General features: G+C 63.7%; 15 protein-coding genes. 11 read left to right on the top strand and 4 right to left on the bottom strand.

Annotation, left to right across the window (positions count from 1 at the left end):
• Positions 1-4 precede the first annotated feature (4 nt).
• Complete coding sequence (locus tag OYT13_RS24785; protein ID WP_268567085.1) at positions 5-952, top strand: DedA family protein/thiosulfate sulfurtransferase GlpE; 948 nt, start codon at positions 5-7, stop codon at positions 950-952.
• A gap of 81 nt (positions 953-1,033) precedes the next feature.
• On the opposite strand, the gene OYT13_RS24780 is transcribed toward OYT13_RS24785, so the two are convergent.
• The gene (locus OYT13_RS24780) at positions 1,034-1,489 is read right to left on the bottom strand and encodes a MarR family winged helix-turn-helix transcriptional regulator (protein WP_261939822.1); all 456 of its coding nucleotides are present in this window, start codon (positions 1,487-1,489) and stop codon (positions 1,034-1,036) included.
• Positions 1,490-2,019: 530 nt separating this feature from the next.
• On the opposite strand from OYT13_RS24780, the gene OYT13_RS24775 reads away from it, so the two are divergent.
• The 6 genes from OYT13_RS24775 (at position 2,020) to OYT13_RS24750 (ending at position 11,326) form a co-directional block, all read left to right on the top strand.
• The gene (locus OYT13_RS24775) at positions 2,020-3,795 is read left to right on the top strand and encodes a ClcB-like voltage-gated chloride channel protein (RefSeq protein ID WP_442796444.1); all 1,776 of its coding nucleotides are present in this window, start codon (positions 2,020-2,022) and stop codon (positions 3,793-3,795) included.
• On the top strand, positions 3,792-5,798 hold the full coding sequence (mnmC, locus tag OYT13_RS24770) for a bifunctional tRNA (5-methylaminomethyl-2-thiouridine)(34)-methyltransferase MnmD/FAD-dependent 5-carboxymethylaminomethyl-2-thiouridine(34) oxidoreductase MnmC (RefSeq protein ID WP_268567084.1): 2,007 nt from the start codon (positions 3,792-3,794) through the stop codon (positions 5,796-5,798). The genes OYT13_RS24775 and mnmC overlap by 4 nt, the downstream gene beginning before the upstream one ends.
• Before the next feature lie 514 nt (positions 5,799-6,312).
• Positions 6,313-7,518, top strand: a complete 1,206-nt coding sequence (locus OYT13_RS24765) for a cation:proton antiporter (protein ID WP_017233869.1) — start codon at positions 6,313-6,315, stop codon at positions 7,516-7,518.
• A 3-nt stretch (positions 7,519-7,521) separates the two neighbouring features.
• On the top strand, positions 7,522-8,637 hold the full coding sequence (locus OYT13_RS24760) for a YbdK family carboxylate-amine ligase (protein ID WP_268567083.1): 1,116 nt from the start codon (positions 7,522-7,524) through the stop codon (positions 8,635-8,637).
• Between the two features lie 1,433 nt (positions 8,638-10,070).
• Positions 10,071-10,712 carry a MarR family winged helix-turn-helix transcriptional regulator gene (locus OYT13_RS24755; RefSeq protein WP_261939539.1) on the top strand — a complete coding sequence of 214 codons (642 nt, stop codon included), beginning with the start codon at positions 10,071-10,073 and terminating at the stop codon, positions 10,710-10,712.
• Between the two features lie 161 nt (positions 10,713-10,873).
• Positions 10,874-11,326, top strand: a complete 453-nt coding sequence (locus tag OYT13_RS24750) for an SET domain-containing protein (protein WP_017233866.1) — start codon at positions 10,874-10,876, stop codon at positions 11,324-11,326.
• 43 nt (positions 11,327-11,369) lie between these two features.
• Here the strand turns inward: OYT13_RS24750 and OYT13_RS24745 are convergent, their stop codons facing one another.
• The gene (locus OYT13_RS24745; RefSeq protein WP_017233865.1) at positions 11,370-11,675 is read right to left on the bottom strand and encodes a 4a-hydroxytetrahydrobiopterin dehydratase; all 306 of its coding nucleotides are present in this window, start codon (positions 11,673-11,675) and stop codon (positions 11,370-11,372) included.
• Positions 11,676-11,964: 289 nt separating this feature from the next.
• The gene (gene phhA / locus OYT13_RS24740; RefSeq protein ID WP_051060174.1) at positions 11,965-12,810 is read right to left on the bottom strand and encodes a phenylalanine 4-monooxygenase; all 846 of its coding nucleotides are present in this window, start codon (positions 12,808-12,810) and stop codon (positions 11,965-11,967) included.
• A gap of 141 nt (positions 12,811-12,951) precedes the next feature.
• Between phhA and OYT13_RS24735 the strand changes: the two genes are divergently transcribed.
• Positions 12,952-13,443, top strand: a complete 492-nt coding sequence (locus OYT13_RS24735; protein WP_017233863.1) for an Lrp/AsnC family transcriptional regulator — start codon at positions 12,952-12,954, stop codon at positions 13,441-13,443.
• Positions 13,444-13,592: 149 nt separating this feature from the next.
• On the opposite strand, the gene OYT13_RS24730 is transcribed toward OYT13_RS24735, so the two are convergent.
• Positions 13,593-14,108, bottom strand: coding sequence for an FUSC family protein (locus tag OYT13_RS24730; RefSeq protein ID WP_017233862.1), 516 nt, complete (start codon positions 14,106-14,108; stop codon positions 13,593-13,595).
• Between the two features lie 196 nt (positions 14,109-14,304).
• Here OYT13_RS24730 and OYT13_RS24725 point away from each other — a divergent pair, with 196 nt between their 5' ends.
• The 3 genes from OYT13_RS24725 to pbpC are packed head-to-tail and all read left to right on the top strand — an operon-like array spanning position 14,305 to position 23,346.
• Positions 14,305-20,337, top strand: a complete 6,033-nt coding sequence (locus OYT13_RS24725; RefSeq protein WP_268567082.1) for an alpha-2-macroglobulin family protein — start codon at positions 14,305-14,307, stop codon at positions 20,335-20,337.
• A gap of 23 nt (positions 20,338-20,360) precedes the next feature.
• Positions 20,361-21,086: a lysoplasmalogenase gene (locus OYT13_RS24720; protein ID WP_268567081.1), complete on the top strand. Its 726-nt coding sequence runs from the start codon at positions 20,361-20,363 to the stop codon at positions 21,084-21,086.
• Complete coding sequence (pbpC, locus tag OYT13_RS24715) at positions 21,070-23,346, top strand: penicillin-binding protein 1C (protein ID WP_268567080.1); 2,277 nt, start codon at positions 21,070-21,072, stop codon at positions 23,344-23,346. The genes OYT13_RS24720 and pbpC overlap by 17 nt, the downstream gene beginning before the upstream one ends.
• The last annotated feature ends 11 nt before the right edge of the window (positions 23,347-23,357 follow it).

Raw genomic sequence — 23,357 nt, 5'->3', positions numbered from 1 at the left:
CTGCATGCTGTTCGATCTGATCGCCCGCTACGGGCTCTGGCTGGTCTTTCTGAATATCTTCGGACAGGCATTGGGGCTGCCGTTGCCGGCCTATCCCACACTCATTGTCACGGCGTCGACATCGCTGTTCCCGGCGCCGCTGATCGTCGCGTTGGCGATCGGCGCCGCGCTGCTGGGCGACGCGCTCTGGTTTCTCGCCGGACGCCGCTATGGTCACCATATCTTGCGGCTGATGTGTCGCCTGTCGATCTCGCCCGATACGTGTGTGAGCCGCACGGAGGGTGCGATGGGCCGCCACGGCGTGCGCGTCTTGATGTTTGCCCGCTTCGTGCCGGGACTCTCGGCGCTGTCGGTGCCGATGGCCGGTGCGCTGGGGGTGTCGTGGCGCACGTTCTTGATGTACGACGCAATCGGCGCTTTGGTCTGGTCGGGTGTCGCCGTGGCGCTCGGCGTGGGCTTCGCCTCGCACATCGTCGCCCTGCTCGACACCTTCGACACGCTCGGCCGCGGCGTGCTGTGGCTGATCGTGCTCGTTTTCGCGCTGTATCTGCTCAACCGCTGGCTCAATCGATACCGTCTGCTGCGCTCGCTACGCATGGCGCGCATTGGCGTTCAGACGTTGGAAAGCTGGATGAAAGACGACGTCACGCCCGTTGTGATCGACGTGCGCTCCGCCGCACTTCGGGCGGTCGATCCGTTCACGATCCCCGGAGCGCTGGCCATCGCCCCGAGCGAAATCGAGGAAAAGTTGCGAGATGTACCGCGCGATCGCCGCATCGTCGTGTTTTGCGCGTGCCCGAATGAAGTATCGGCCGCGCGCCTGGCGCAGCGCCTGCGTCAGCAGGGCTTCGCGGAAGTTCGTCCGTTGCTCGGTGGACTCGATGCCTGGCGCAATGCCGGCTACACCGTCGACAAGATCGATGGCATTGAATCGCTCGTCCCAGCCAACTGATCTTTCCCCGTTCGCGCGAACCATTGCGCACAATTGAATGACGCGCGCTTACCCAAAGGGAAGCGCGCGTTTCGCTTGAGATCAAGCGTCGTTCAGGGTGTCTTTGAGCTGAAGAAGCAGCGTGCGCAAGGTCTTTTGCGCGGCATCGGACTGGCCCGTAGCCGCCTGTATTTGCGCGGGCACCTGACGCGCGTCACGACGCAGATTCACCCCTCGTGGCGTAAGATCGATGAACACCTGACGTTCATCCACTTCGCCTCGTCGACGCGTCAAAAGCCCCATGGATTCGAGTCGTTTCAGCAGCGGCGTCAGCGTGCCGGAGTCGAGTCCGAGGCGCGCACCAAGCTGATTGACGGCAATGTCGTCCTGCTCCCAAAGCACGAGCATCGCCAGGTATTGCGAATACGTCAGGCCCAGTCTATCGAGCACCGGCTTATAGGCTTTCGTCATGGCAAGCGATGCCGAGTACAGCGCGAAACCCAACTGATCTTCCAGGCGCACGGGTGTTTTTTGTGCGGCTTTTTTGTTCACTGCCATTCGTAGACGACTTTTCAAATCCAATTCAATTGCGCGCCATTCTATTTCACCGCGTGGAATGTGGCCAGGTGCAATGACACGTCGCCTTACGTGCCGCACCAGGCGTTTCGGTGGAACGGCACCGGCCCCACCGCTGCGAGTGAAGGTGCGACGACAGGGTAGGTATATCGAGCGGCGGGCGGCCGCGCCGACCGTTTGTCGCGCGGCGCCGCCTTCGGACGATGTCGTTGTCGGCGGCAACCGTCACGGGAAACGGTCACGCGCATCCGTTCAAATGCGTTTGCAGCCTCGAAATTTACCTTTATCTGAATAACGCTCAGATAATCTCCGCGTCGGTCGCGGCCTCTACTCGCGATCGCTTTGAAAAAATCGAAATCGGCAAATCGATGCGCGCGACACTGACATTCGATTCGGATGATCAATTCTCCCTCATCAACGCCCAAAACCCCCTTTCCTGAGCATTACTCAGTTTTGTTGCGTTAACCCGCCGTCCAGCGGCGCGCTTTCAAAAATGAGCGTCGCTCGATACCATGAGACCCAATTCCGATCTCGACTGTCTTTTATCCGTGTCAGCAGTATCTGCCTGGGCGAAATCGCCCATTGTTGTATGGGTGCGGCGTCAGTTCGCCCCGAATACCCTGCAAATCACGTTGCTGCTTGCCGGCATCGTCGGTCTGCTGGGGGCGTTGGCCACCGTGGCGTTTCGCGAAGCGCTCTCGGGATTGCAATTTCTCCTCGCCGGCCATCGCAGCGGCATGGTCGAGCTGGCGCAGGGCCTGAACTGGTGGCAACGCCTGCTGCTGCCGACCACCGGCGGCCTGATCGCCGGGCTGATCCTGCAGTTCGCCACGTTGTGGGTGCCGAAGAAGGGCTCCGACGACTACATGGAAGCCATTGCCATAGGCACCGGCGTGCTGAGCCTGCGCCAGACCCTGGTCAAAAGCTTGTCGTCGCTGTGCTCGGTGGCCTCGGGCGCGTCGATCGGCCGGGAAGGGCCGATGGTGCAACTCGCCGCAATGTTCGCGTCGCTCGTCGGCCGCATGCTCGCCTTCCCGCCCGAGCGCTTGCGCCTGCTCGTCGCTTGCGGGGCGACGGCCGGTATCACGTCGGCGTATAACGCGCCGATCGCGGGCGCGCTGTTCATCTCCGAAATCGTCTACGGCTCGATTTCAACCGCAACGCTCGGCCCGCTGGTCGTCGCCTCAGTCATCGCGAACATCGTCATCCGTCAGTTTCTCGGCTACGAAGCGGTCTACCGGATGCCGCGCTTCGATTTCGTTTCCGGCTGGGAAGTCTTTTTCTACGTCGGCCTCGGCATTCTCGCCGGCGTACTCGCGCCGCTGTTCCTGCGCCTGCTCGACACCGCCAAGCATCGTTTCAGCGCGCTACCCGTGCCGCTGTTCCTGCGCCTCACACTTGGCGGCTTCATCGTGGGGATACTGTCGCTGAAGGTGCCGCACGTCTGGGGTAACGGCTACAGCGTGGTCAACTCGATCCTGCACACGCATTGGGCATGGCAAGCGCTCGCAATGGTGCTGGTGTTCAAGGTGCTGGCGACCGCATCGTCGGCGGGCTCCGGCGCCGTGGGTGGCGTGTTCACGCCAACGCTCTTCGTCGGTGCCGCGCTCGGCAGCCTCTATGGCATCGCGATGAATGCGCTCGCGCCTGCCGCCGCCTCGGTGGCGAGCAGCTACGCCGTGGTCGGCATGGGAGCGTTCCTTGCGGCAACGACCTATGCGCCGCTGATGTCGATTCTGATGATCTTCGAGATGACGCTGAGTTATCAGGTCGTGCTGCCGCTGATGTTGGCGTGCGTGACGGCCTACATCACAGCTCACACATTACGCGCGGATTCCGTCTACGCAAAATCGCTGCGCCGCAATCAGGTGGCAGGCCGATGGCTGTCGATGACCGGCGAGGGCAGCGAGATGCGCCTGTCGTCGCTGGCGACGGACAACGACGCCGTCGTCAACGACGCCATGACCTCGGAAGCCCTCGGCGAGCGCTTTATCGCCACCGGCTATCGCAACCTTGTCGTCCGCGACCAGGACGGCCGTTTTGTCGGAACACTCGACGCCGCACGCTGGTGGCGGCGGCAGGCCACCGGCGAACCCGCTGACTGGACGGAGGTGATCGTGCCGTGCAAAGCGCTCGACGGCGAGATGACGCTGGTCGGCGCGCTGCGCGCCGTCGGCAAGCTGCACGTCGACTGGGTACCCGTGGCGAACGAGGCGGGCGAATGGTTGGGCGTGGTGTCGCTACCGGGACTCATCGAGATCGTGACAGAAGAGCGGGGCGGCGAATGAAGCGTCGCGCAGGCGCCAGTCCCATCATGCCGGCAGAACCGGCGACCGGCGCGGACGGCACCCCCTGTTCGGCAGTCTTCGACGAGGCCTATCACCGCACCGACGACGCGCTCGGTCAGGTGCGACATACCTTTCTGGGCGGCAACCGTCTGCCCGAACGCTGGCGCGGTCGCGAGGCTTTCGTGATCGTCGAGACCGGCTTCGGCCTGGGTCTGAATTTCCTGGCAACGTGGGCCGCCTGGCGGGACGATCCGCAACGGCCCGCGCGGCTGCATTTCGTGTCGGTGGAGAAGTTTCCGTTCCGGGTGCAGGATTTACGGCATTGTCTCGAGGCGATGCTCGTTCTGCCCGGCATGACGCAACTCGCGCCTCTGGTACAGAAGCTGTGCGACGTCTGGCCAGGCCCCGTGGCAGGCTGGCACCGGCTGGAGCCGGCGCCCGGCGTGGTCCTGAGCGTCGGTTTCGGCGACTTCTTCGATCTGATGCCGTCGCTGCGAGCCGGCGCGGACGCGTTTTATCTCGACGGTTTCACGCCTGAAAAAAACGCCGATCTGTGGACGCCTAACGTCTTCAAGACGCTTGGCCGTCTGGCACGTGACGGGGCCACGCTGGCGACGCATACCGCCGTCGAAGCGGTACGACGTGATCTCATCGGCGCGGGTTTCCAAGTCGCCCCGCGTGCCGGACACGGCGGCAAGCCGGACGTGCTTGCGGGCGATTACGCGCCGCCTTATCGCATGCGGCGTTACGATCCGCCCACCGTGCCCCCGCAGCGCGCCCGTGAGGCGATTGTGGTCGGCGCGGGAATGGCGGGGGCGGCGATGGTGCGGCGTCTTGTCGCCCGCGGCTGGCGGGTGCGCCTGTTCGAACGGGCACAAGCGCCTGGCACGGCGGCGTCGGGCAACCCGGCGGGGGTCTTTCATCCGCAACTCTCGGTTGACGATAACGTGCTGTCTCGCTTGACGCGGGCGGGCTTTCTGTACGCGCTCTCGCAGTGGAGAACGCTGCCGGGTGGACTGCCCGGGCATGCCGACGGCTTGCTCCAGGTTGCCACGGACGACGATCAGGCGCACGCGTTGCAGCAACTCATAGCGGCGCACCGGTATCCGCAGACGTACGCGAAGTGGGTTGATGCGGCGCAAGCATCGGCGCTTGCCGGCGAAACGCTCGCGCGCGGCGGCGTCTGGTTTCCGGAAGGCGGCTGGCTGGCGCCGGCGATGCTCTGCCGGGCCGAATTGGTTGCTGCCGGGCCGTTGCTCGATGCCCGCTACGGCGTGAACGTGGAACGGCTCGAACGCTGCAATGGCCGCTGGACCGCGATCGACGAAGCGGGTCACGTGTTGGCCGAGGCCGACGCCATCGTTGTGACGGCCGCAGACAGCTCCCAGAAACTGCTCGCGCCGTACCTCGCGCCCGAGTTTTTGCCCGTCAAACGGGTGCGCGGGCAATTGACGTTCCTGCCCCCCGACATGTTGACCGACCTGCGCGTGCCGGTCTGCGGAGACGGTTACGTAACGCCGTCGTCGCTGGGGGGCACTGGGCCCATCACAGGTGCGACCTACGGCTTCGACGACCCGGCCGAGGCCATACGCGTCACCGATCACCAGGCCAATCTGCGTCGGCTTGCCGCGCTGTTGCCAGCCCATGCGAGCACGCTCGGCGATGGTGGGCTGGCGAGCGAGCACGCCGCCGCCGAATTGGGCGGGCGCACGGCGTTTCGCTCCATGGTGCCCGACCGCCTGCCGATGGCGGGGCAACTGCCTGACATGGCCATTCTCGACACGCAACGTCAACAGCTGGGCGGCGGGCATCTCCGAGATCTGCCGCGCCTTGACGGCCTGTATGCCAGCTTCGCGTTCGGCTCTCGGGGCCTGGTGTTCGCGTCGTTGTGCGCGGAGCTGGTCGCCAGTCAGATCGAGGGCGAACCGTGGCCGGTCGGCAGCGATCTGGCCGACGCCATCGACCCGGCGCGATACCTGATGCACTGGCTGCGCAAAGGCTGACAACGCGCGTGCCCCAACAGGCACGCCGGCTTCGCGCGCCGTCGGGCTTGGCCGGATCCTTCGCTCGCCGCCCCCGCGACCCGCGACCTCGCTATCTCCCATCGACGTTTCCCACGTTCCTTCATGACGCGCGGCCCACGCCCGCCTGCCGTCGTTCTCCGAAAATACACGGGGATTCAATAAATCGAATCTGACCCTATAGCGGTCGTAACCCCGCCCCATGCGGGGGCGGCGCCCCTTCGGGGCTTGCCCCCGTAATTCCCGGCTGAAGGGCCATATCCCGCCTCCAAGGTGCGCCGTCCCCACCGCTCGGCATCGGGATGAAATGGGTTTGTGCCAGGTCAAACCTCCTGCCATGGAGACGCCCGTTTGGAAGCGTCGGAAACCGAGTGTGGCAAAATGGGCCCAACCCTTCGGGTTCGTCGTGCATTTGTTCTTAATCTGCAACCCCGCGCGCGACTTTCTTTCCTTTCCACCACTTGATGCGCCGTCAAGCGGCGCAAAGCGAGCATTAATGACGTCGGAACTGTCCCTCTTTCCGGGCTGGCCGCCGACGCCCGATCCCGTTTTCTTCGCTGGGCTGGCATTGGTTTTTGCCGGACTCGCGGGGGAAATCTGTTTCCGGAGACTGCGCCTGCCGCGGATCACCGGTTACGCCGTGGTCGGGCTGGTCGGCGGTACCCTGGGTCTTTCCTCGATGCTGGACGCGCAGACGAGCGCGGCCATCCGGCTGCTGATCGATCTGGCGCTGGGTTTGTTGCTGTTCGAACTGGGCAGCCGCCTCAACCTGAAATGGATGCGGGCCAACCCCTGGATCATCGTTACCAGCGCGCTCGAAGCTTTGCTCACCTTCGTGGCGGTCTATGCCGTGCTGTGGGTGTTCGGGGTGGCGCCGCTGAGCGCAGTGCTCATCGCCGCCATCAGCATGGCGACCTCGCCGGCCGTGGTGATCCAGCTCAAGAACGAGCTGCGTGCCGAGGGGCAGGTAACGGAGCGTTTGCTGGCCCTGGCGGCGCTTAACAGCGTGTACGCGGTCGTCGCGGTGAAGCTTGTCTACGGATGGATGCACCAGGCGTATCACTCGAGCGTGTGGGTCGTCCTGTTTCATCCTTTGTACCTGCTCATTGGCTCGATCGTGCTGGCGTTCGTACTGGCCAAGGCGTGCAATCTGATCTTTCGCAAGTTCGGTAGCCAGGACCAGCATGCTTTCGTGATTCTCATCGGCCTGATCATGCTGATGGTCGCGCTGGTGCATATGCTCAAGTTACCGAACTCGCTCACATTGCTGCTTGCCGGGATCATTTTCCGAAATCTGGATGAGCGTCCGCAGCTTTGGCCCGCGTACTTCGGCACGGCCGGCTGGTTGCTTGCGGTGGTGCTCTTCGTGCTGACGTCGCTGGCGTTCCGGTGGGAATACGTCGTGATCGGCGGTCTGGCCGCGGCAGCCATCATCGTGGTGCGCGGCATCGCCAAGGTGGTGGGCACGGTCGCCGTCGCCCATCAGGCGGGGATCAGTTACAAGCAGGCCGTCGCGCTCGGGTTGTCGTTGTGCCCGATGGCCAGTCTCGCGTTCGTACTCGTTGCCGACACGTACGACATTTACCCGCAGTTCGACCCGACGCTCAAGGCCGTGGTGATGTGCACCGTCGCAGCACTGCAACTGGTCGCGCCGCTGGTGGTTTATTGGGCGTTGGCCCTGGTCGGTGAACGGAAGGATTAAACCATGTCATTAGAAGCATTCATTCCCTCGAAGCCGTGCACTTTCGGTGTGGAGCTGGAGATGCAGATCGTCAATCGCCACGATTACGATCTGACCAAAGCCGCCGCCGATCTGATGCGGCTCGTGGCCAAGGAGACACACCCGGGCGAGATCAAGCCAGAGATGACGGAAAGCATGATCGAGCTGTCGACGGACATCTGCCATCGACATAGCGATGCCGTCGCGCAGCTGGGCCGGGTTCGAGACGTGCTGGTGGCGGCGAGCGAGCAGCTCAACGTCGGCCTGTGCGGCGGCGGCACCCATGCCTTTCAGCGCTGGAGCGAACGTACGATCTACGATTCGCCACGCTTTCACTTCCTGTCCGAGTTATACGGCTACCTGGCCAAGCAGTTCACGGTCTTTGGCCAGCACGTGCACATCGGCTGCCCGGATCCGGACAGTGCCTTGTACCTGCTGCACGCCATGTCGCGCTATATCCCGCACTTCATCGCGCTATCGGCCTCATCGCCCTATGTGCAAGGTGTCGACACGGGCTTCCACTCGGCGCGTCTGAACTCGGTGTTCGCGTTCCCACTCTCGGGCCGCGCGCCATTCGTGCTGAAGTGGGAAGACTTCGAGACGTACTTCGACAAGATGGTGAAAACCGGCGTCGTCGAGAGCATGAAGGACTTCTACTGGGATATTCGGCCGAAACCGGGTTTTGGGACGATCGAAGTGCGAGTCATGGATACCCCCTTATCGGTCGGCCGCGCGGCCGCTATCGCCTGTTACATCCAGTCCCTGGCCCGTTATCTGCTCGAGGAGCGTCCGTTCGTGCTGAGCGAGGACGACTACCTCGTCTACACGTTCAATCGCTTCGAAGCTTGCCGCTTTGGGCTGGAAGGGGCTTACGTCGATCCTCAGACCGGCGAGCGCACCACATTGGGGCATCACATCATGCGGACGCTGGAGATCATCAAGCCGCACGCGGCGGTGCTGGAGGCCGAAGCAGCCTGCGAAGAAGTCCGTCAGCTTGTCGCATCCGGCAAGAACGACGCTGTTTGGCTGCGCGACGTCCACCGGGAAGCCAAGTCACTCAACGAAATGGTTCGTCAACAATGCTTGCGATGGGCCGCATGAACTGAGGCCTTGGCCGACGGGCCGGACTGGGTACCGTCGGTCTCTGGACGCGATCGTTGTTATGCGATCGGTGTGAGGAACCCCGCCTTGGCGGGGTTTTTTCTTGCCCGTACGTTTTGCAACCGTCCAGCACGCGCTACCGGGCAGCAAACGTTTCCGCTTAGTCCCACCCACGACGCGCCGTGTGCCGGCGCCGTTGGCCGAATTGTGCATCGCAAGCGATGCGTTTTCCACGATTCAGGCTGAGCGCGTTTTGCCGATTTTGCGTCGCCCATAGCAAGGTTTTAAGGTTTTAATAGGTTTACTGTATGTATACATAGTAGTAGTTAACAAAGGCGGCCCACTCCTGTGGATAACCACAGTTAACGTTGAGTAAACAGAAAGTTGCCCGAATGAGAACTGGATGGAAAAACAGCGGGTATCCCAAGAACAACTCGGAACAGTTTTTGGCCTTGTGGAAAGATTCGCGAGTTATCCCGAACCCATGCACAACCAGTCCGACAGGTTATCCAGAAAGTTATCCACAGGCGCCTAAATATTGTGCAGAACACCCTCGAAAACGGGGTTTTGTGGATAATTTTGACGTTCCTGCGTTAGCCGAACGGTTCGCGGATACAATCTCGCCACTTTGAAATGTGACTTGGCGTGCGTGGTGCAAGAAGTGAAAGATGCTGGTTTTGCAGAATGTAACGAGCGAGATCGCTGGTACTGTCAAATTCTTCAATTCGCGTGTCCGGAAGGGGCCTCCTGCGGACACGTTGCCCCGCACTTCCCTCCAGTTTCCTGCGCAGCACCTCCCTCGCCGATTGGCGATTTACGGTCGCGTTTCAAATGATTCGCATGTCGTTGGACGTTTGCTACGAAACGCAGGGCATCGGGTACGCTCACGCCGCATGTCGGATGGCGCCGAAATGTCTCGAAAATCGAGTGGATTTTCACAAGATCGTTGTCCGCGATGGTGGCCCGTGGGTGGGATCGCTAAGGTCTGCGAGCCATGTCTGGCGAGGCTTTGCCGATGTGCGCGGAGATCGTGCGGGATGCGAGGCGGTTCCCAACGGCCGCTGCGGGCGACGCCTGTTCGATCTGCCGCGTAATTGGCATGGGATGCGAAATGTTTTTCCCAATTTGATCCTTCGCAAAGCGAGTGCGCAGGACACCAATATTTTGTAAACATCTTGAGTAGGATTTGGGAGATCAGTACAAGAACTGATACGCCAAAATCAAACTCAGAACACACAATGGAATCGTGGTGGGGCGGTGGGTTCAACAGCGACTTGCCGTCGCGTATCGACACGGAAGTGGCTTAGGGTTTCCCCCGGGCGGGGCGCCGACATGGATGCAAGGCAATGACGAGACGTGTGATGCACCGCCCGTAAGTTCATTTGACAAGCTGTTTTACTGACGTATAGTTTTTAGAAATCCTAACGAAAATCATGGCTACTCCGACCCCACTAGATGAAGCGCTGCCCAAGCGCGTGACAGCCGGTTTGTTGCGCATGGGAACCGCGTTACGGAGCCACGCCTGGGAGGGCGCGGCAATGGCTGGATTGACGCCGACGCAGGGCGAGATTCTGACGCTCTTGCTCTCGCGTGGCGTGCCGATGCGATTGGGCGAGATTGCGGAGGATGCCGCACTCACATCGGCCACGGTCAGCGAGGCCGTAAGCACGTTGGAAAACAAGGGTCTGGTCGAGAAGCGTCGCGATGCGAACGACGGTCGTGCCCTGGCGCTGCGTCTGACCGCGCGCGGCAAGACGGCAGCCAAAAAGGCGTCGCAATGGCCGAACTTCCTGACCACGGCGTCGGAATCGCTGGGCGAGAAGGAATGTGCCCAACTCTACCGAACGCTCGTCAAGCTGATCTTCACGATGCAGGAGCGGGGCGACGTACCATCGCAACGCATGTGCCTGACGTGCAGCCACTTCGAAGTCTCGGCGCGCGGCAAAGGCCAATACCACTGCGATCACTTCAATGTGACGTACGACGATTCGCGCCTGCCGCTGGACTGCAACGCGCATGAGGACGCCGACATCGCCATGCAGCGCAAAGTCTGGAAGCTGTATAGCAAAACCTGAGCGGCTGACCGGCATTCGTCACGCGCAGGCGGCGCGAGCCAGGGGGAGAACGTCATTCGGTACCGGGTGACGTTTTTTTTCGTCGACGCTTGTCACGCACATGAGTGTCGCCTGCCTGTACACTGCGCTTTTTTGCATCCACGAAACCTCATCGCACAGAGATGGCAGCCAAGCGCAGAATCGAAGTCAGGAAGTCCGGCGTCCACGGTAAGGGGGTGTACGCGCTCAAGCGTCTCAAGAAAGGGGATCGCGTGATCGAGTACAAGGGCGAGATCATTTCGTGGCGTGAGGCCTTGCGCCGCCATCCTCACGATCCGGCCCACCCGACGCACACCTTCTACTTCAGTCTGGAAGACGGACGGTGCATCGACGGCAAGGTCGACGGCAACAACGCCCGCTGGATCAACCACGCCTGCTCGCCCAACTGCGAAGCGCGTGAAGAGGGCGAACATGTCTATATCTATGCCGTGCGCGACATCGAGCCTGGCGAAGAGTTGTTTTACGACTACGGTCTGGTGATCGACGCGCGCTACACGGCAAAACTGAAACGCGAATACGCTTGCCACTGCGGTACCAAGGCGTGCCGTGGCACGCTGCTCGCACCGAAGCGCTGAACGCGTCGGGCGTTACCCGCGGCAGCAAGCGCGCAGCGGCAGGTCAGTTGGAGGCGCGATCGCCTGCGAACTGGTCGATGGCCACGGCCAGATCGACATCGCGTTGGGTCAGGCCGTCGGCGTCGTGCGTCGAGAGGGTGATGTCTACCCGGTTATAGACGTTGAACCACTCTGGATGGTGGTTCATCTTCTCGGCCTTGAGCGCGACCTGCGCCATGAAGCCGAAGGCCTCATTGAAGTCGTGGAATGTGAAGCTGCGCTGGATGGCGTCGCGTCCGACCACCTGGTGCCACTCTGGCAGCACTTCGGTCAGGCTGGCGCGTGCCTCGGAGGAGAGTCGTGTTGTCATGGCATTCCTTTCAAAGCGTTCAGTGCAAATCGGGCCAACGGGCATGCACCGACGTCGGCATGGCGTCAGTGATGGCTGCGTACGGTTGTCAGGAGGGTTGTCGGCTGGGCCGCACGCAGCGCCCACGAAGCGGCAGGGTTGCCGGTTCATGCGACCTATTGTTTCACAGGCGAGCTGGGCGTGTGCGTGAGCCCTGTCCTATAACGCGAAGGGTCGGGACATAAGACCGGGCGCCAGGAGGCGTCGAGCGACAGGCCGCGGCGCGACCCGGGGCCTGTCAGACCGTGCATCATGCCGGCAACAGGATAGGTGTGTCGTCGGTATGGCGGGCGTTGGCCTCGAATGCCGGCTGCTCGGCAAACGTTTTGAACAGCGTGGGCAGGTCGGCACGCATGGCGTCGAACAGTTGGGCGAAGTCGTCGATCACGAAGTACGTCTGCTGGAATGTGTCGATGCGGTATTGCGTGCGCAGTACCCGCTCGAGCGAAAATCCGAGCCGATTCGGCGCGCGCGAGGTCAGCGAGAAGTCGGTTTCGCCGCGGCTCGAGACAATTCCGGCGCCATAGATGCGCAGGCCGTCGCCGTCGCGCATCAGGCCGAATTCGACGGTGTACCAGTACAGACGGGCGAGCAACGGGAGTGCCCCCAGCGATTGCGCGACCTTGCCGGCTTTGCCGTAGGCTTGCATGAAATCGGCGAACACCGGATTGGCGAGCAGCGGCACGTGACCGAAGACGTCGTGAAAGCAGTCGGGCTCTTGCAGGTAGTCGAGCTGGTCGGGACGGCGCATCCACCACGTCGCCGGGAAGCGGCGGTTTGCGAGATGCTCGAAAAAGACATCGTCCGGCACGAGTCCGGGTACGGCAACGACCTGCCAGCCGGTCGCCGCCATCAGTTTTTCGTTCAGGTGTTCGAACTCCGGCACGCGACGCGCGTCCATGTCGAGGGCGCGAATGCCGTCCATGAACGCATCGCAGACCCGGCCCGGCAGCATCGCCGTTTGACGTTCGTAGAGTTGCTGCCACACCGCGTGATCGACCGCGCCGTATTGATCGACGGGTTGTTCAATGGTGAAGTCGGGCCGGGTCGTGAGACCGGCATCGAATTGCTCTCGGAGCATGGCAGTAAGGGACATGATGCGAACGACTCAATCAGGCAGTGACAGTGATTGAAAGTGTAGTGCGCATGGCATGCGAAATGGGCGCATAATGCGCCTGTGGTGAAAGTCGTTTGCATAAATTTCGCATAAAAATGTGAATTATTGCGGAGAATCGTCATGCTTGTTCTGGATCACTTCGATTTGGCTCTTCTGGACGCGTTGCAGAAGGAGGGGCGTGCCACGCACCATCAGTTAGCGGAGCACGTGGCGCTTTCCGCGTCGCAGATAGGCCGCCGCCTGCAGCGGCTCGAGGCTGAAGGCGTTATCGAGGGATATCGTGTGGTGCTGCGACCCGAAGCGTTGGGTCTGGCCGTGACGGCATTCACGACGTTGCGTCTGCAACATCATGGCGATCAGGTCATCGAACGTTTTCAGGCGGAAATCGATCTGTTGCCCGAAGTGCTCGAGTGTCACGCGGTGGTTGGCGAGGCGGATTACCTGCTGCGCATCGTGGTGCCGGATCTGAATGCCCTGTCGGCCTTCGTCATGAAGCGGCTGATGCAGGTGCCGGGCGTGGAGAACGTGCGCTCGAACATCGTGCTCAGCGCTTTCAAGCGCAGCAATGCGCTGCCGCTGCACTATCTGGCGAACCGACAATCGTCTCGCTGAGCGGGCGCGGCGCCACGCCGCCTCGCATCGCTATTTTCCCGCCCTTTGCCGGATGTCCCGGCATGTCCCTGCGCGCTTGGGGCAGGCGTTCGCTTGTCCGATCGATGGATCGGACGGCAAGCCGTTTGCGCGGCCTTATGTTCGACGGCTCAGTCAGTGGGCATCAACCAGGGCTTCACGTAGCGCCCATAGATTAGCGACTGAATGAGCGCGACAGTGGAGCCGATCAGCACTTCGATCACGCGCAACATGGCGAGGCTGAGCTCCTGATGCAGCCCTTGCCCCTGTCCGCTCAACGCTGCCGACATCAGAATGACCACGGTGGCCGGGCCCAGACGCCAATTGGCCGGATAGTTCTGCACCAGCATTGCAGCCAGCGTGGCCAGCGTGATGCCCACAAGCATGGCCGCCAGCCCGGGCCCGAAGACGAGTAAGACGATGCAAGCGATGACGGCCCCGGTGATCGTGTTGATCGAGCGCGCCTTGAAGTTGCTGCGCGCCTGCATCGGGTCCGGTTCGGTCACGATGATGAGCGAGATCATTGCCCAATAAGGCTCTGGAAAGCCTGCCGCCCGCAGGCCGAACCAGACGATCAGCGAGCCGCTAAGAATCTTCACCAGATAGACCAGTGCGTTCTTCTTGGGGTGGAGAATGGCTAGAGACATGACGCGCCCACGTTGCGAACATGGAAAGGTGCCAGTGTGACATAGGCGAATCCTGGAACCCAACCCAGAAGATTCCGCCTCGGTCGAGCGGCCGATCCGAAATGCGGTTTCCCGATGTGCATGGGAAGGGAAACGGTTCGAAATGCCAACGACTGCGGGGTAGAATCGCCTGACCAGAACTCGGGAGGAGACCGGCATGCAAAGCCGAACGCAACGCGTCTGGCCGGCCGCGCCGTGGGTGTGGGCGGTGCTGTGTCTTGGTGGGTTCGCCGCGTCGCCCGTGCAGGCGGCGCGCGTCACGAGCGTCAGTCCGCAAGGCGAGGTCGCGAGTGTGGACCAGGTCGTCGTGAAGTTCGACGAAGCCATGGTGCCGGCGGGCGATCCGCGCGCGCAGGCGCCAGCCGCCGTGAAGTGCACCGACACGTCGCTCGCAGGCGAGGGCCATTGGCTCGAACCGAAGATCTGGGTCTACGATTTCAAGTCGTCGCTGCCGCCGGGTGCGAAATGCTCGGTGGAGCTGCGCGGCGGGTTGTCCGCCGTCTCGGGCGCCGCGCTGTCGGGCACCACGCGTTACGCGTTCAACACGGGCGGCCCGGCCGTCACGTCCATCCGTCCGTCGTACGGTCCCATCGACGAAAACCAGATCTTCATCCTTACGCTCAATGGCGCGGCGCAGCCCGCCAGTGTGATTCAACACGCCTGGTGCGAGACGGAAGGGGTTGGGGAACGCATCGGCGTGAAGGGAATCGAGGGCGGCACGCGTTCGGCGTTGCTCAAGCGTTTCAGTCTGGAGAAGCAGGCAGCGCGTGTCGTCATGCTGCAATGCAACCGAACGCTTGCGGCGGGCGCCAAGATGCATCTGGTGTGGGGCGCGGGTATCACGACGCCATCGGGCGTGCCAACGAAGACGGCGCGACGTTTTGAATACGATGTGCGTGAACCGTTCACGGCCAGTTTCAGTTGCGAGCGCGAGAATGCGAACGCGCCCTGCACGCCGTTGCGGCCACTGCGTCTGACGTTCAACTCGCCCGTTGCGCGCGACATGGCGGCCAAGATTCGTCTACATGGCGCGGGTGCCGAACGGTCGCCGACGTTCAGCGATTCGGATCGCACGTCCAGTGTGAGCGATGTCACCTTCAACGCGCCGTTCCCCGAGAAGGCCGAGCTGACGATCTCGCTGCCGAAAGGATTTACGGACGACAGTGGCCGAGCGCTCGACAACGCAGGCGAATTCCCGTTGAAGACGAAGACAGCGACGATGCCGCCGCTGGCCAAGTTCGCGGCCGCGCCGTTCGGCATTGTGGAGCGCTTTGCCGAGCCCGGCATGCCGCCGATGCTGCCGGTCACGCTGCGCAAGGTCGAGCCTGCGCTGCAGATCAACGGGCTGGGGGTGGCTGGCGAGGCCGCGAAGACCGGCGGGGGCGGCGAGAGCGGGCGCACCCTGCAACTGCGGGTCGACGACGACGCCGAGGTCATGAACTGGATGTCGCGCGTGCGCCGATTCGACGAAACGACGATGACCCGCAAGCAGATTGCGCAGGCGATGCCGTCGATTCTTACGGCCCCGGCGGCCAATGTGGCGTTCGGGCCGAATGCCGCGGTGATCGTCGAGGACAAGATCACGCGTTATGACACGCGCAGCCTGTCGTTGCTGTCCGGATGGCCTGGCGTCCAGGCGTTGACCCTGCCCGTGCCCAAGGAGAAAGATCCGCGCCCGTTCGAAGTGGTCGGCATTCCATTCCAGAAGCCCGGCTTTTATGTCGTGGAGTTGGCCTCGCCATCGCTCGGGGCGGCCCTGTTGGGCAAGTCGTTGCCGATGTACGTACGCACGACGGTGCTCGTCACCAATCTTGGGGTGCATTTCAAGATGGGCCGCGAGAATTCCATTGCGTGGGTGACGACGCTGGACAAAGGCCAGCCGGTGGCCAATGCGAAGGTGCGAGTGCTCGATTGCGATGGCAGCGAAGTGGCGAGCGCCGTGACCGACAAGACGGGCGTGGCGAAGATCGACAAGTCGCTCGAGCGATACCGGTACTGCGAGAAGACGATGCGCTCGGGGTACTTCGTGGTCGCCCGCACGCAGGGGAACGATCCCGACATGGCGTTCGTGTCTTCCGACTGGGATCGCGGCATCGAGCCCTGGCGGTTTCATGTGCCGACCGACGGTGGCAGCAGTCCCACCGTGCGCGCGCAAACGGTATTCGACCGCGTGCTGTTCCGCGTTGGCGAAACGGTGTCGATGAAGCACTTCATCCGTCAGGAAACGATGCAGGGGCTGGTGTTGCCCGCGAGTCTGCCGTCGCAATTGACGATCACCCATGAGGGTTCCGGACAAACCTACACGCAGCCCATCAAGTGGCGCAATGGACGGCTCGCCGAAAACACTTTCCAGATTCCGCAGGGCGCGAAGCTTGGCGAGTACGCGGTGACGCTCGACTACACGGATGCGGATTCGCGTCCGAAGGCGTATCCATCATCGCTCGACGCGGGGCATTTCCGCGTGGAGGCTTTCCGTCTGCCGGTGCTGGCCGGATCGATTGGTGTGCGCGATGCCGCGAAGTCACCGCTCATCAACAAGACCGAAGCCCCGGTAAATGTGCAGGTGAACTACGTGGCGGGTGGCCCGGCGGGCAACTTGCCGGTGCGCGTCTCGGCGTTGTTGCGCGTGCGAGACATGACCTTCGACGGGTATGACGATTTCAGCTTCACGCCGTACCGTCCGCCGTCGGCGCAGTCGGAGGCCGATGACGGGGATCAGGGCAATGACGAGAGTGCGGGAGCGAGTGATCAGAAGCTGGTCGCCGACAAGCAACGGCTTGTGCTCGACAGAAACGGTGCAGGTAATCTGACGCTCAAGGACTTGCCCAAGGTCGACCGTCCAAGCGATCTCGTGCTCGAGGCGAGCTTCGCGGATCCGAACGGCGAAATTCAGACGCTTCGGGGCAATGCCACGTTGTGGCCCGCGAATCTCATCACAGGCGTGCGCAGCGAGAGCTGGGTGTCGGTGACCCACAAGCTTCCGGTGAAGGCGCTCGCGCTTGATTTGCAGGGCAAGCCGAAGGCCGGGGTGGCGATGGACGTGCGCGCCGAGGCGCGGATGACCACCAGCAGTCGCAAGCGCATGGTGGGGGGGGTCTATGCGTACGACAACCACACCGAGGTCAAGGATCTCGGCACGGTGTGCAGCGGCAAGACGGACGAGCGCGGTTTGCTGGCGTGCGACGTTTCGCTCTCGCAGCCGGGCGAAATTACGCTCGTGGCACAGGCCAAGGACGACAAGGGCAATCTGAGTACGTCGACAACGAGCGTGTGGGTGACGGGACGCGGCGAGGTCTGGTTCGGCGGTGACAATACCGACCGGATGGATGTGCTACCGGAGCGCCGGGCTTACGAGCCGGGCGAGACGGCCAAGCTTCAGGTGCGCATGCCGTTCCGCTCGGCAACGGCGCTCGTCGCGATCGAGCGCGAAGGCGTGATCCAGACGCGCACGATGGAGATCTCCGGCAAGGACCCCAGCATTTCGCTCAAGGTCGAACCCACCTGGGGCCCCAACGTTTACGTGTCGGTGCTCGCGGTGCGGGGTCGAATCCATGAAGTGCCCTGGTACTCGTTCTTCCAATGGGGCTGGAAGCAGCCGCTGGAATGGTTCCGGGCGTTTTGGTACGAGGGCCGGGAGTATCAGGCCCCGACGGGGCTGGTGGATCTGGGCAAACCGGCCTATCGCTTCGGCTTGACCGAGTTGCGTGTGGGCACGGCGGGGCAGCGTCTTGGCGTGGAAGTAAAGCCGGACGCGGCGACGTACCCGGTGCGCGGTCATGCCAAGGTGCGCATCAAAGTCACGCAGCCGGACGGCAAGCCGGTCGTGGCCGGCACCGAGGTTGCCGTTGCGGCCGTCGACGAGGCGCTGCTGGAGCTGGCGCCGAACACCAGCTGGAATCTGCTCGATGCCATGTGGCAGCGTCGCAGCTACGGCGTGACGACGGCCACCGCGCAGATGGAGATCATCGGACGCCGCCACTACGGTCGCAAGGCCGTACCTGCGGGCGGCGGCGGCGGCAAGAGTCCGACGCGCGAGCTGTTCGACACGCTGCTGCTCTGGCAACCGCGCGTCGTGCTCGACGACAAGGGCGAGGCGAGTGTGGACGTGCCGCTGGGCGACGCGCTGTCCAGTTTCCGCATCGTGGCCGTGGCCGATGATGGCAGGCCCGGTGCGCAGGCGCTTGGCTGGTTCGGCACCGGGACCGCGACCATTCGCACCACGCAGGACCTGCAATTGATCTCGGGTTTGCCGCCGCTGGTGCGCGAGGGCGACATGTATCGTGCCCAATTCACCGTGCGCAATACCACGCAACATGCGATGCAGGTGCAGTTGACCGCACGCGCCACGCAACTGACCCTGGCACCGCAGCGGGTTGACGTGCCGGCCGGCGAATCGCGTGAAGTGACGTGGGACGTGACGGCGCCTGCCGGACTGGCGGACACGCGTGCCCAACGCGTGTTGTGGGAAGTCAGCGCACAGGCACCGGCGACGGGCACGGCGCCCGCCGCGAGCGATGCCATCAAGGTCGGGCAGGACATTCAGCCGTCGTTGCCTGCGAGCGTCCAGCAGTCGGTGCTCACGCAGGTGGAAGGCAGTCTGACGCTGCCCATGGCACCGCCAGCGGGCGCGGTGGCAGACAGCACCGGAAAGTTGCGCGGCGGGGTTCGCATCAGCCTGCAACCGCGTCTGTCGCAGGGATTGCCGGGAGTGAAGCGCTGGTTCGAGGTCTATCCGTACGGTTGCCTGGAGCAACTGGCGTCGAAGGCGATCGGCATGCGCGACACTGCGCAGTGGAAACGGGTGATGGGCACGCTGCCGTCGTATCTCGACGACGACGGGCTGGCGAGCTACTTTCCGCCGCAAGAGGGTTTTGCGAATCAGGGCAGCGATACGCTCACTGCCTATCTGCTGGCCGTAAGCAGCGAAGCGAAGGCGCTCGACCCAGGCTATGCGTTGCCGGACGACGCGCTGGCACGCATGGAGGACGGACTGACGGCGTTCGTCGAAGGGCGTCTCACGCGCCGCTTCTGGGCCCCGCGTGACGACCTGACGTTGCGCAAGCTGAGCGCCATCGAAGCGTTGTCCCGGTACGGTCGGGCAAGCGCACGCATGCTGAGTTCGCTCACCCTCGCGCCGAACGACTGGCCGACGTCTGCGGTCATCGACTGGTACGCGATCCTGCAGCGCCTGCCCGACGCGCCACAGCGTGCCGAGCGCATGGCGCAGGCCGAGCAGATCCTGCGGGCGCGTCTGTCATATCAGGGAACACGTGTGGGTTTCTCCACGCAGGCAAGCGACGGGCTCTGGTGGCTGATGGTCGGCCCCGAGACTAACGCGGCGCGGCTGGCGTTGCTGATGAACGCGAACCCGGCATGGAAGGACGAGATGCCGCGTCTCGTGATCGGCCTGCTGGGACTGCAGTCGCGCGGGGCCTGGTCGACGACCACGGCGAACGTCTGGGGCGGTTTGGCCGTGGATCGATTCTCGGCACGATTCGAGCGCGACACGCCGACGGGACACACGGCCATTCAGTGGCAGCGCGACAACCAGACGAGCGGCAGCGTGCAAACCGTCGACTGGGACAAGCTCAAGGCAGGCACCGTGCCGCCGGCCGTCTCGTTGCCATGGTTGAGCAACGCGGCAGCCGGAAAGGACAGCGCGCGCGATGTATTGCGCCTGGATCAGACGGGCGCCGGCAAGCCTTGGGCAACGATCCAGAGCCTGGCCGCCGTTCCGCTCAAGGCGCCGTTCTCCGCCGGCTATCGCGTGACGCGCAGTGTTCAAGTGCAGGACGTCGCCGATCGTTCGGGAGATCGCTTCGTGCGTGGTGCGGTATTGCGCGTGCGTCTGGATATCGACGCGCAGGCCGACATGCGCTGGGTCGTGGTGAGCGATCCGCTGCCTGGCGGGGCGACAGTGCTGGGTGGCGGGCTTGGACGCGATTCGGTCATCGCCACGCAAGGCGAGAAGAGCGAAGGCGCCACGCCCGCTTTCGAGGAGCGCGCGCAGGACACCTACCGTGCCTACTACGATTACCTGCCGAAGGGGCAGCATCGGATCGAGTACACGGTGCGGCTGAACAACGTCGGCACGTTCGCGACACCGCCAACGCGGGTCGAGGCGATGTACGAACCGGCGATGTACGGCGAGACGCCTAACGCGCCGGTGCAAGTGGTGCCGGCGAAGTAATGACGAATGGGGGGCGCACTGTCATGACGTCGAACTTCTTTGACCCGGCGGCGGCGCTGCCACGAGAGGCGCGCCGCTTCTGGTGGCTGGCCGCGATTGCGGGCGCCGCCTATGCGTTGGCGTTGCGCGGCGCACCTTATGCCGACCAGGGCATTGCAAAGGTGCTGTTGTGTGCATTGTTGTTGTTCGCGGCGCTTTACCACCGGGTGCCGCGCGAGCGGGTGTGGCTTTGCGCGGCGCTGATCCTGTCGGGCGCGGGTGACGTGCTGCTCGCCTCGCCGACCTTGGCGCAAGGTTTCATTCTGGGCCTTGGCGCATTCCTGCTGGCCCATCTCGCGTATTTCGTGTTGTTCTGGCGCTTGCGGCGCCCTTGGGCGAAGGTGCCCGGTTGGCATCGCGTCGCCATCGTGCTGGTGTGGGCGGCGGCGGCGCTGGCGTACGCGATGTACTGGCCGGGAATGGGGGAACTCAAGGCACCAGTGGCGTGCTACGTGATCGTGCTGGCGATGATGGCCTCGGCGGCGCTGCTGGCCGACCTGCCGAGCGAATGGGCCGCCGTCGGCGCGCTGCTTTTCACGGTCTCGGACGCGCTCATCGGCACCACGCGCTTCGTGGGCCCCATCATGGCGCAGGAGTACGCCATCTGGATTCTTTACGCACTCGCGCAACTGATGCTCGCGGCCGGCATCCTGGCAGTGCGTCCCGCGGATTTGTCGCAACCGGGTGAGAAGCATGTGCGCCGTGATTGAACATCGGGGCTGGGGCGTTGGCCGTCAGGTCGTGTTGAGCGTTGCGCTGATGCTCGGGGCATTTCTGTCCCCGGCACCCGCGCGCGCCGTCCCGTCGTTTGACGAGGTGCATCGTGACTGGCGCGCGTCGGACTGGATCCTGCTGGATCGTCGCGGCGAACCCTTGCAGCGCCTGCGGGCCGACATGCAGGCGCAACGCGGCGACTGGGTAACGCTCGCCGATGTCTCGCCCGCTTTTCGCGAGGCGTTGATCGTTTCCGAGGACAAGCGCTTTTACGAGCACAGTGGCGTCGATTGGCGCGGCGTGGCCGCCGCCGCGTGGGGCAACCTCTGGCACACGCGCACGCGCGGCGCCTCCACGCTGACGATGCAGTTGGCGGGGCTGCTCGACGACGATCTGCGACCGAGTACCCGCAATCGATCCGTTTCGCAGAAGATCGGTCAGGCGGCAACGGCGTTGTGGCTGGAGCAGCGCTGGCGTAAGGATCAGATTCTCGAGGCCTATCTGAACCTCGTGCCGTTTCGGGGCGAGCTCGTCGGCATCTCGGCCGTCTCGCAAACGCTGTTCGGCAAGTTCCCCAGCGGACTCGACGCGCGCGAATCGGCGTTGGCCGTTGCGCTGCTGCGCGCGCCGAACGCGCCCGCCGCGCGCGTGGCGCAGCGCGCCTGCGGCATTCTGCGTGACATGAGGCAGGCGTCTGACTGCAACGGCCTCGATGGCTACGCGCAACTCGTGTTTTCGCGACCGGCAAGCGTCATGACGACGCGCGATGCCGTTGGCCTTGCACCGCATTTCGCGCGTCGAGTGTTCAGCGCGAGTCGTCCGCCCGCGGGCACGCGAATTGTCAGCACGCTGGACGCAAATCTCCAGCGCATGGCGGTGACCACCTTGCAGCAGACGCTGCGCGAGCTGGGCACGCCGGGACGTTCGCGCAACGTGCAGGACGGGGCCATTGTCGTCATCGATAACGCAAGCGGCGACATTCTCGCGTGGGTTGGTTCCTCCGGGCCATTGTCGTCGGCGGCGCAGGTCGATGGCGTCACGTCGCTGCGACAGGCCGGCTCGACACTCAAGCCATTTCTCTACGCCCAGGCGATTGCGGAGCATCGCCTGACGGCAGCGTCGCTCCTCGACGATTCTCCCATCGATCTGCCCACGGGGGGCGGCCTGTACATTCCGCAGAACTACGATCATCACTTCAAGGGCTGGATCAGCGCGCGTACGGCGCTGGCCTCGTCGCTGAACGTGCCGGCCGTGCGCACGCTCGTGATGGTCACACCGCGCAGGTTCGCCCAGACGCTCGTGTCACTCGGCTTGCCGCTCACGCAAAGCGGCGACTTCTACGGCTACAGTCTCGCGCTTGGCAGCGCCGACGTGACACTGCTCACGCTCGCGAATGCCTATCGCGCGCTCGCCAACGGAGGCACCGCCAGCGGCGTGAACGAGCGCATGCCGGCGTCGGTACGCCCGCGCGCGGGTGACGTCACGAAAGCGCGCGCGAGGGAGGTGATGCCCACGACCGTCTTTTCGCCGCAGGTGAGTTTCATCGTCTCTGACATGATCGCCGACCGGCAGGCGCGCACCCGCACGTTCGGGCTCGACAGCCCGCTCTCGACGCGCTACTGGACCGCCGTGAAGACGGGCACCAGCAAGGACATGCGCGACAACTGGGCCGTCGGGTACTCGCGACACTATACGGTCGGGGTGTGGGTGGGCAATGCCGACGGTGCGCCGATGTGGGACGTCTCCGGGGTGTCGGGAGCCGCACCGATCTGGCATCGCCTCATGGACTATCTGCATCGACGCACGGCGAGCCTGCCGCCCACGCCGCCGCCCGGACTTGAGCATGTTGCGGTGCAGTACGCCGAGCGCGTTGAACCTGCACGCGACGAGTGGTTTCTTCGCGGAACGTCGCAGCGCACAATCGTGCTTTCCTCGCTCGCGACCAAAGCGCCCGGCGGACCGCTCTGGCGAATTGCCGGGCCGCCCGACGGCACGATCGTGGCGCTCGACCCGGATATTCCGCCGGCGAACCAGCGTCTGTGGTTCCAGGTGGCGGCCGCCTGGCCGAAGGGGGCGGCATGGCGGCTCGACGGCAAGCCGCTTGCGGGCCGTGCGCGTGTGGGGTGGCTGCCGTGGCCGGGGCGTCACACGCTCGAACTCGTCGATGCTGCCGGAGCAATGCGTGACCGCGTGCACTTCGAAGTGCGCGGTGCGACGCTCGACGATGGCAAGCGCATGCGCAATGCGAGTCGCTGAGCGCATGTGCG

Source organism: Pandoraea sp. XJJ-1 (genome assembly GCF_026802345.1).
Lineage (GTDB): Bacteria > Pseudomonadota > Gammaproteobacteria > Burkholderiales > Burkholderiaceae > Pandoraea > Pandoraea cepalis.
Note: the sequence above shows the minus strand (reverse complement) of the source record. Positions and strands in the feature narration are given on the sequence as shown.

Bases quoted from the DNA above. Each gene is read 5' to 3' on its own strand.
- mnmC (WP_268567084.1), top strand. From the start codon at position 3,792: ATGAAGCGTCGCGCAGGCGCCAGTCCCATCATGCCGGCAGAACCGGCG.
- pbpC (WP_268567080.1), top strand. From the start codon at position 21,070: ATGTGCGCCGTGATTGAACATCGGGGCTGGGGCGTTGGCCGTCAGGTC.
- OYT13_RS24780 (WP_261939822.1), bottom strand. From the start codon at position 1,489: ATGGCAGTGAACAAAAAAGCCGCACAAAAAACACCCGTGCGCCTGGAA.
- OYT13_RS24775 (WP_442796444.1), top strand. From the start codon at position 2,020: ATGAGACCCAATTCCGATCTCGACTGTCTTTTATCCGTGTCAGCAGTA.
- OYT13_RS24720 (WP_268567081.1), top strand. From the start codon at position 20,361: ATGACGTCGAACTTCTTTGACCCGGCGGCGGCGCTGCCACGAGAGGCG.
- OYT13_RS24755 (WP_261939539.1), top strand. From the start codon at position 10,071: ATGGCTACTCCGACCCCACTAGATGAAGCGCTGCCCAAGCGCGTGACA.
- OYT13_RS24735 (WP_017233863.1), top strand. From the start codon at position 12,952: ATGCTTGTTCTGGATCACTTCGATTTGGCTCTTCTGGACGCGTTGCAG.
- OYT13_RS24750 (WP_017233866.1), top strand. From the start codon at position 10,874: ATGGCAGCCAAGCGCAGAATCGAAGTCAGGAAGTCCGGCGTCCACGGT.
- OYT13_RS24725 (WP_268567082.1), top strand. From the start codon at position 14,305: ATGCAAAGCCGAACGCAACGCGTCTGGCCGGCCGCGCCGTGGGTGTGG.
- OYT13_RS24765 (WP_017233869.1), top strand. From the start codon at position 6,313: ATGACGTCGGAACTGTCCCTCTTTCCGGGCTGGCCGCCGACGCCCGAT.
- OYT13_RS24745 (WP_017233865.1), bottom strand. From the start codon at position 11,675: ATGACAACACGACTCTCCTCCGAGGCACGCGCCAGCCTGACCGAAGTG.
- phhA (WP_051060174.1), bottom strand. From the start codon at position 12,810: ATGTCCCTTACTGCCATGCTCCGAGAGCAATTCGATGCCGGTCTCACG.
- OYT13_RS24785 (WP_268567085.1), top strand. From the start codon at position 5: ATGCTGTTCGATCTGATCGCCCGCTACGGGCTCTGGCTGGTCTTTCTG.
- OYT13_RS24730 (WP_017233862.1), bottom strand. From the start codon at position 14,108: ATGTCTCTAGCCATTCTCCACCCCAAGAAGAACGCACTGGTCTATCTG.
- OYT13_RS24760 (WP_268567083.1), top strand. From the start codon at position 7,522: ATGTCATTAGAAGCATTCATTCCCTCGAAGCCGTGCACTTTCGGTGTG.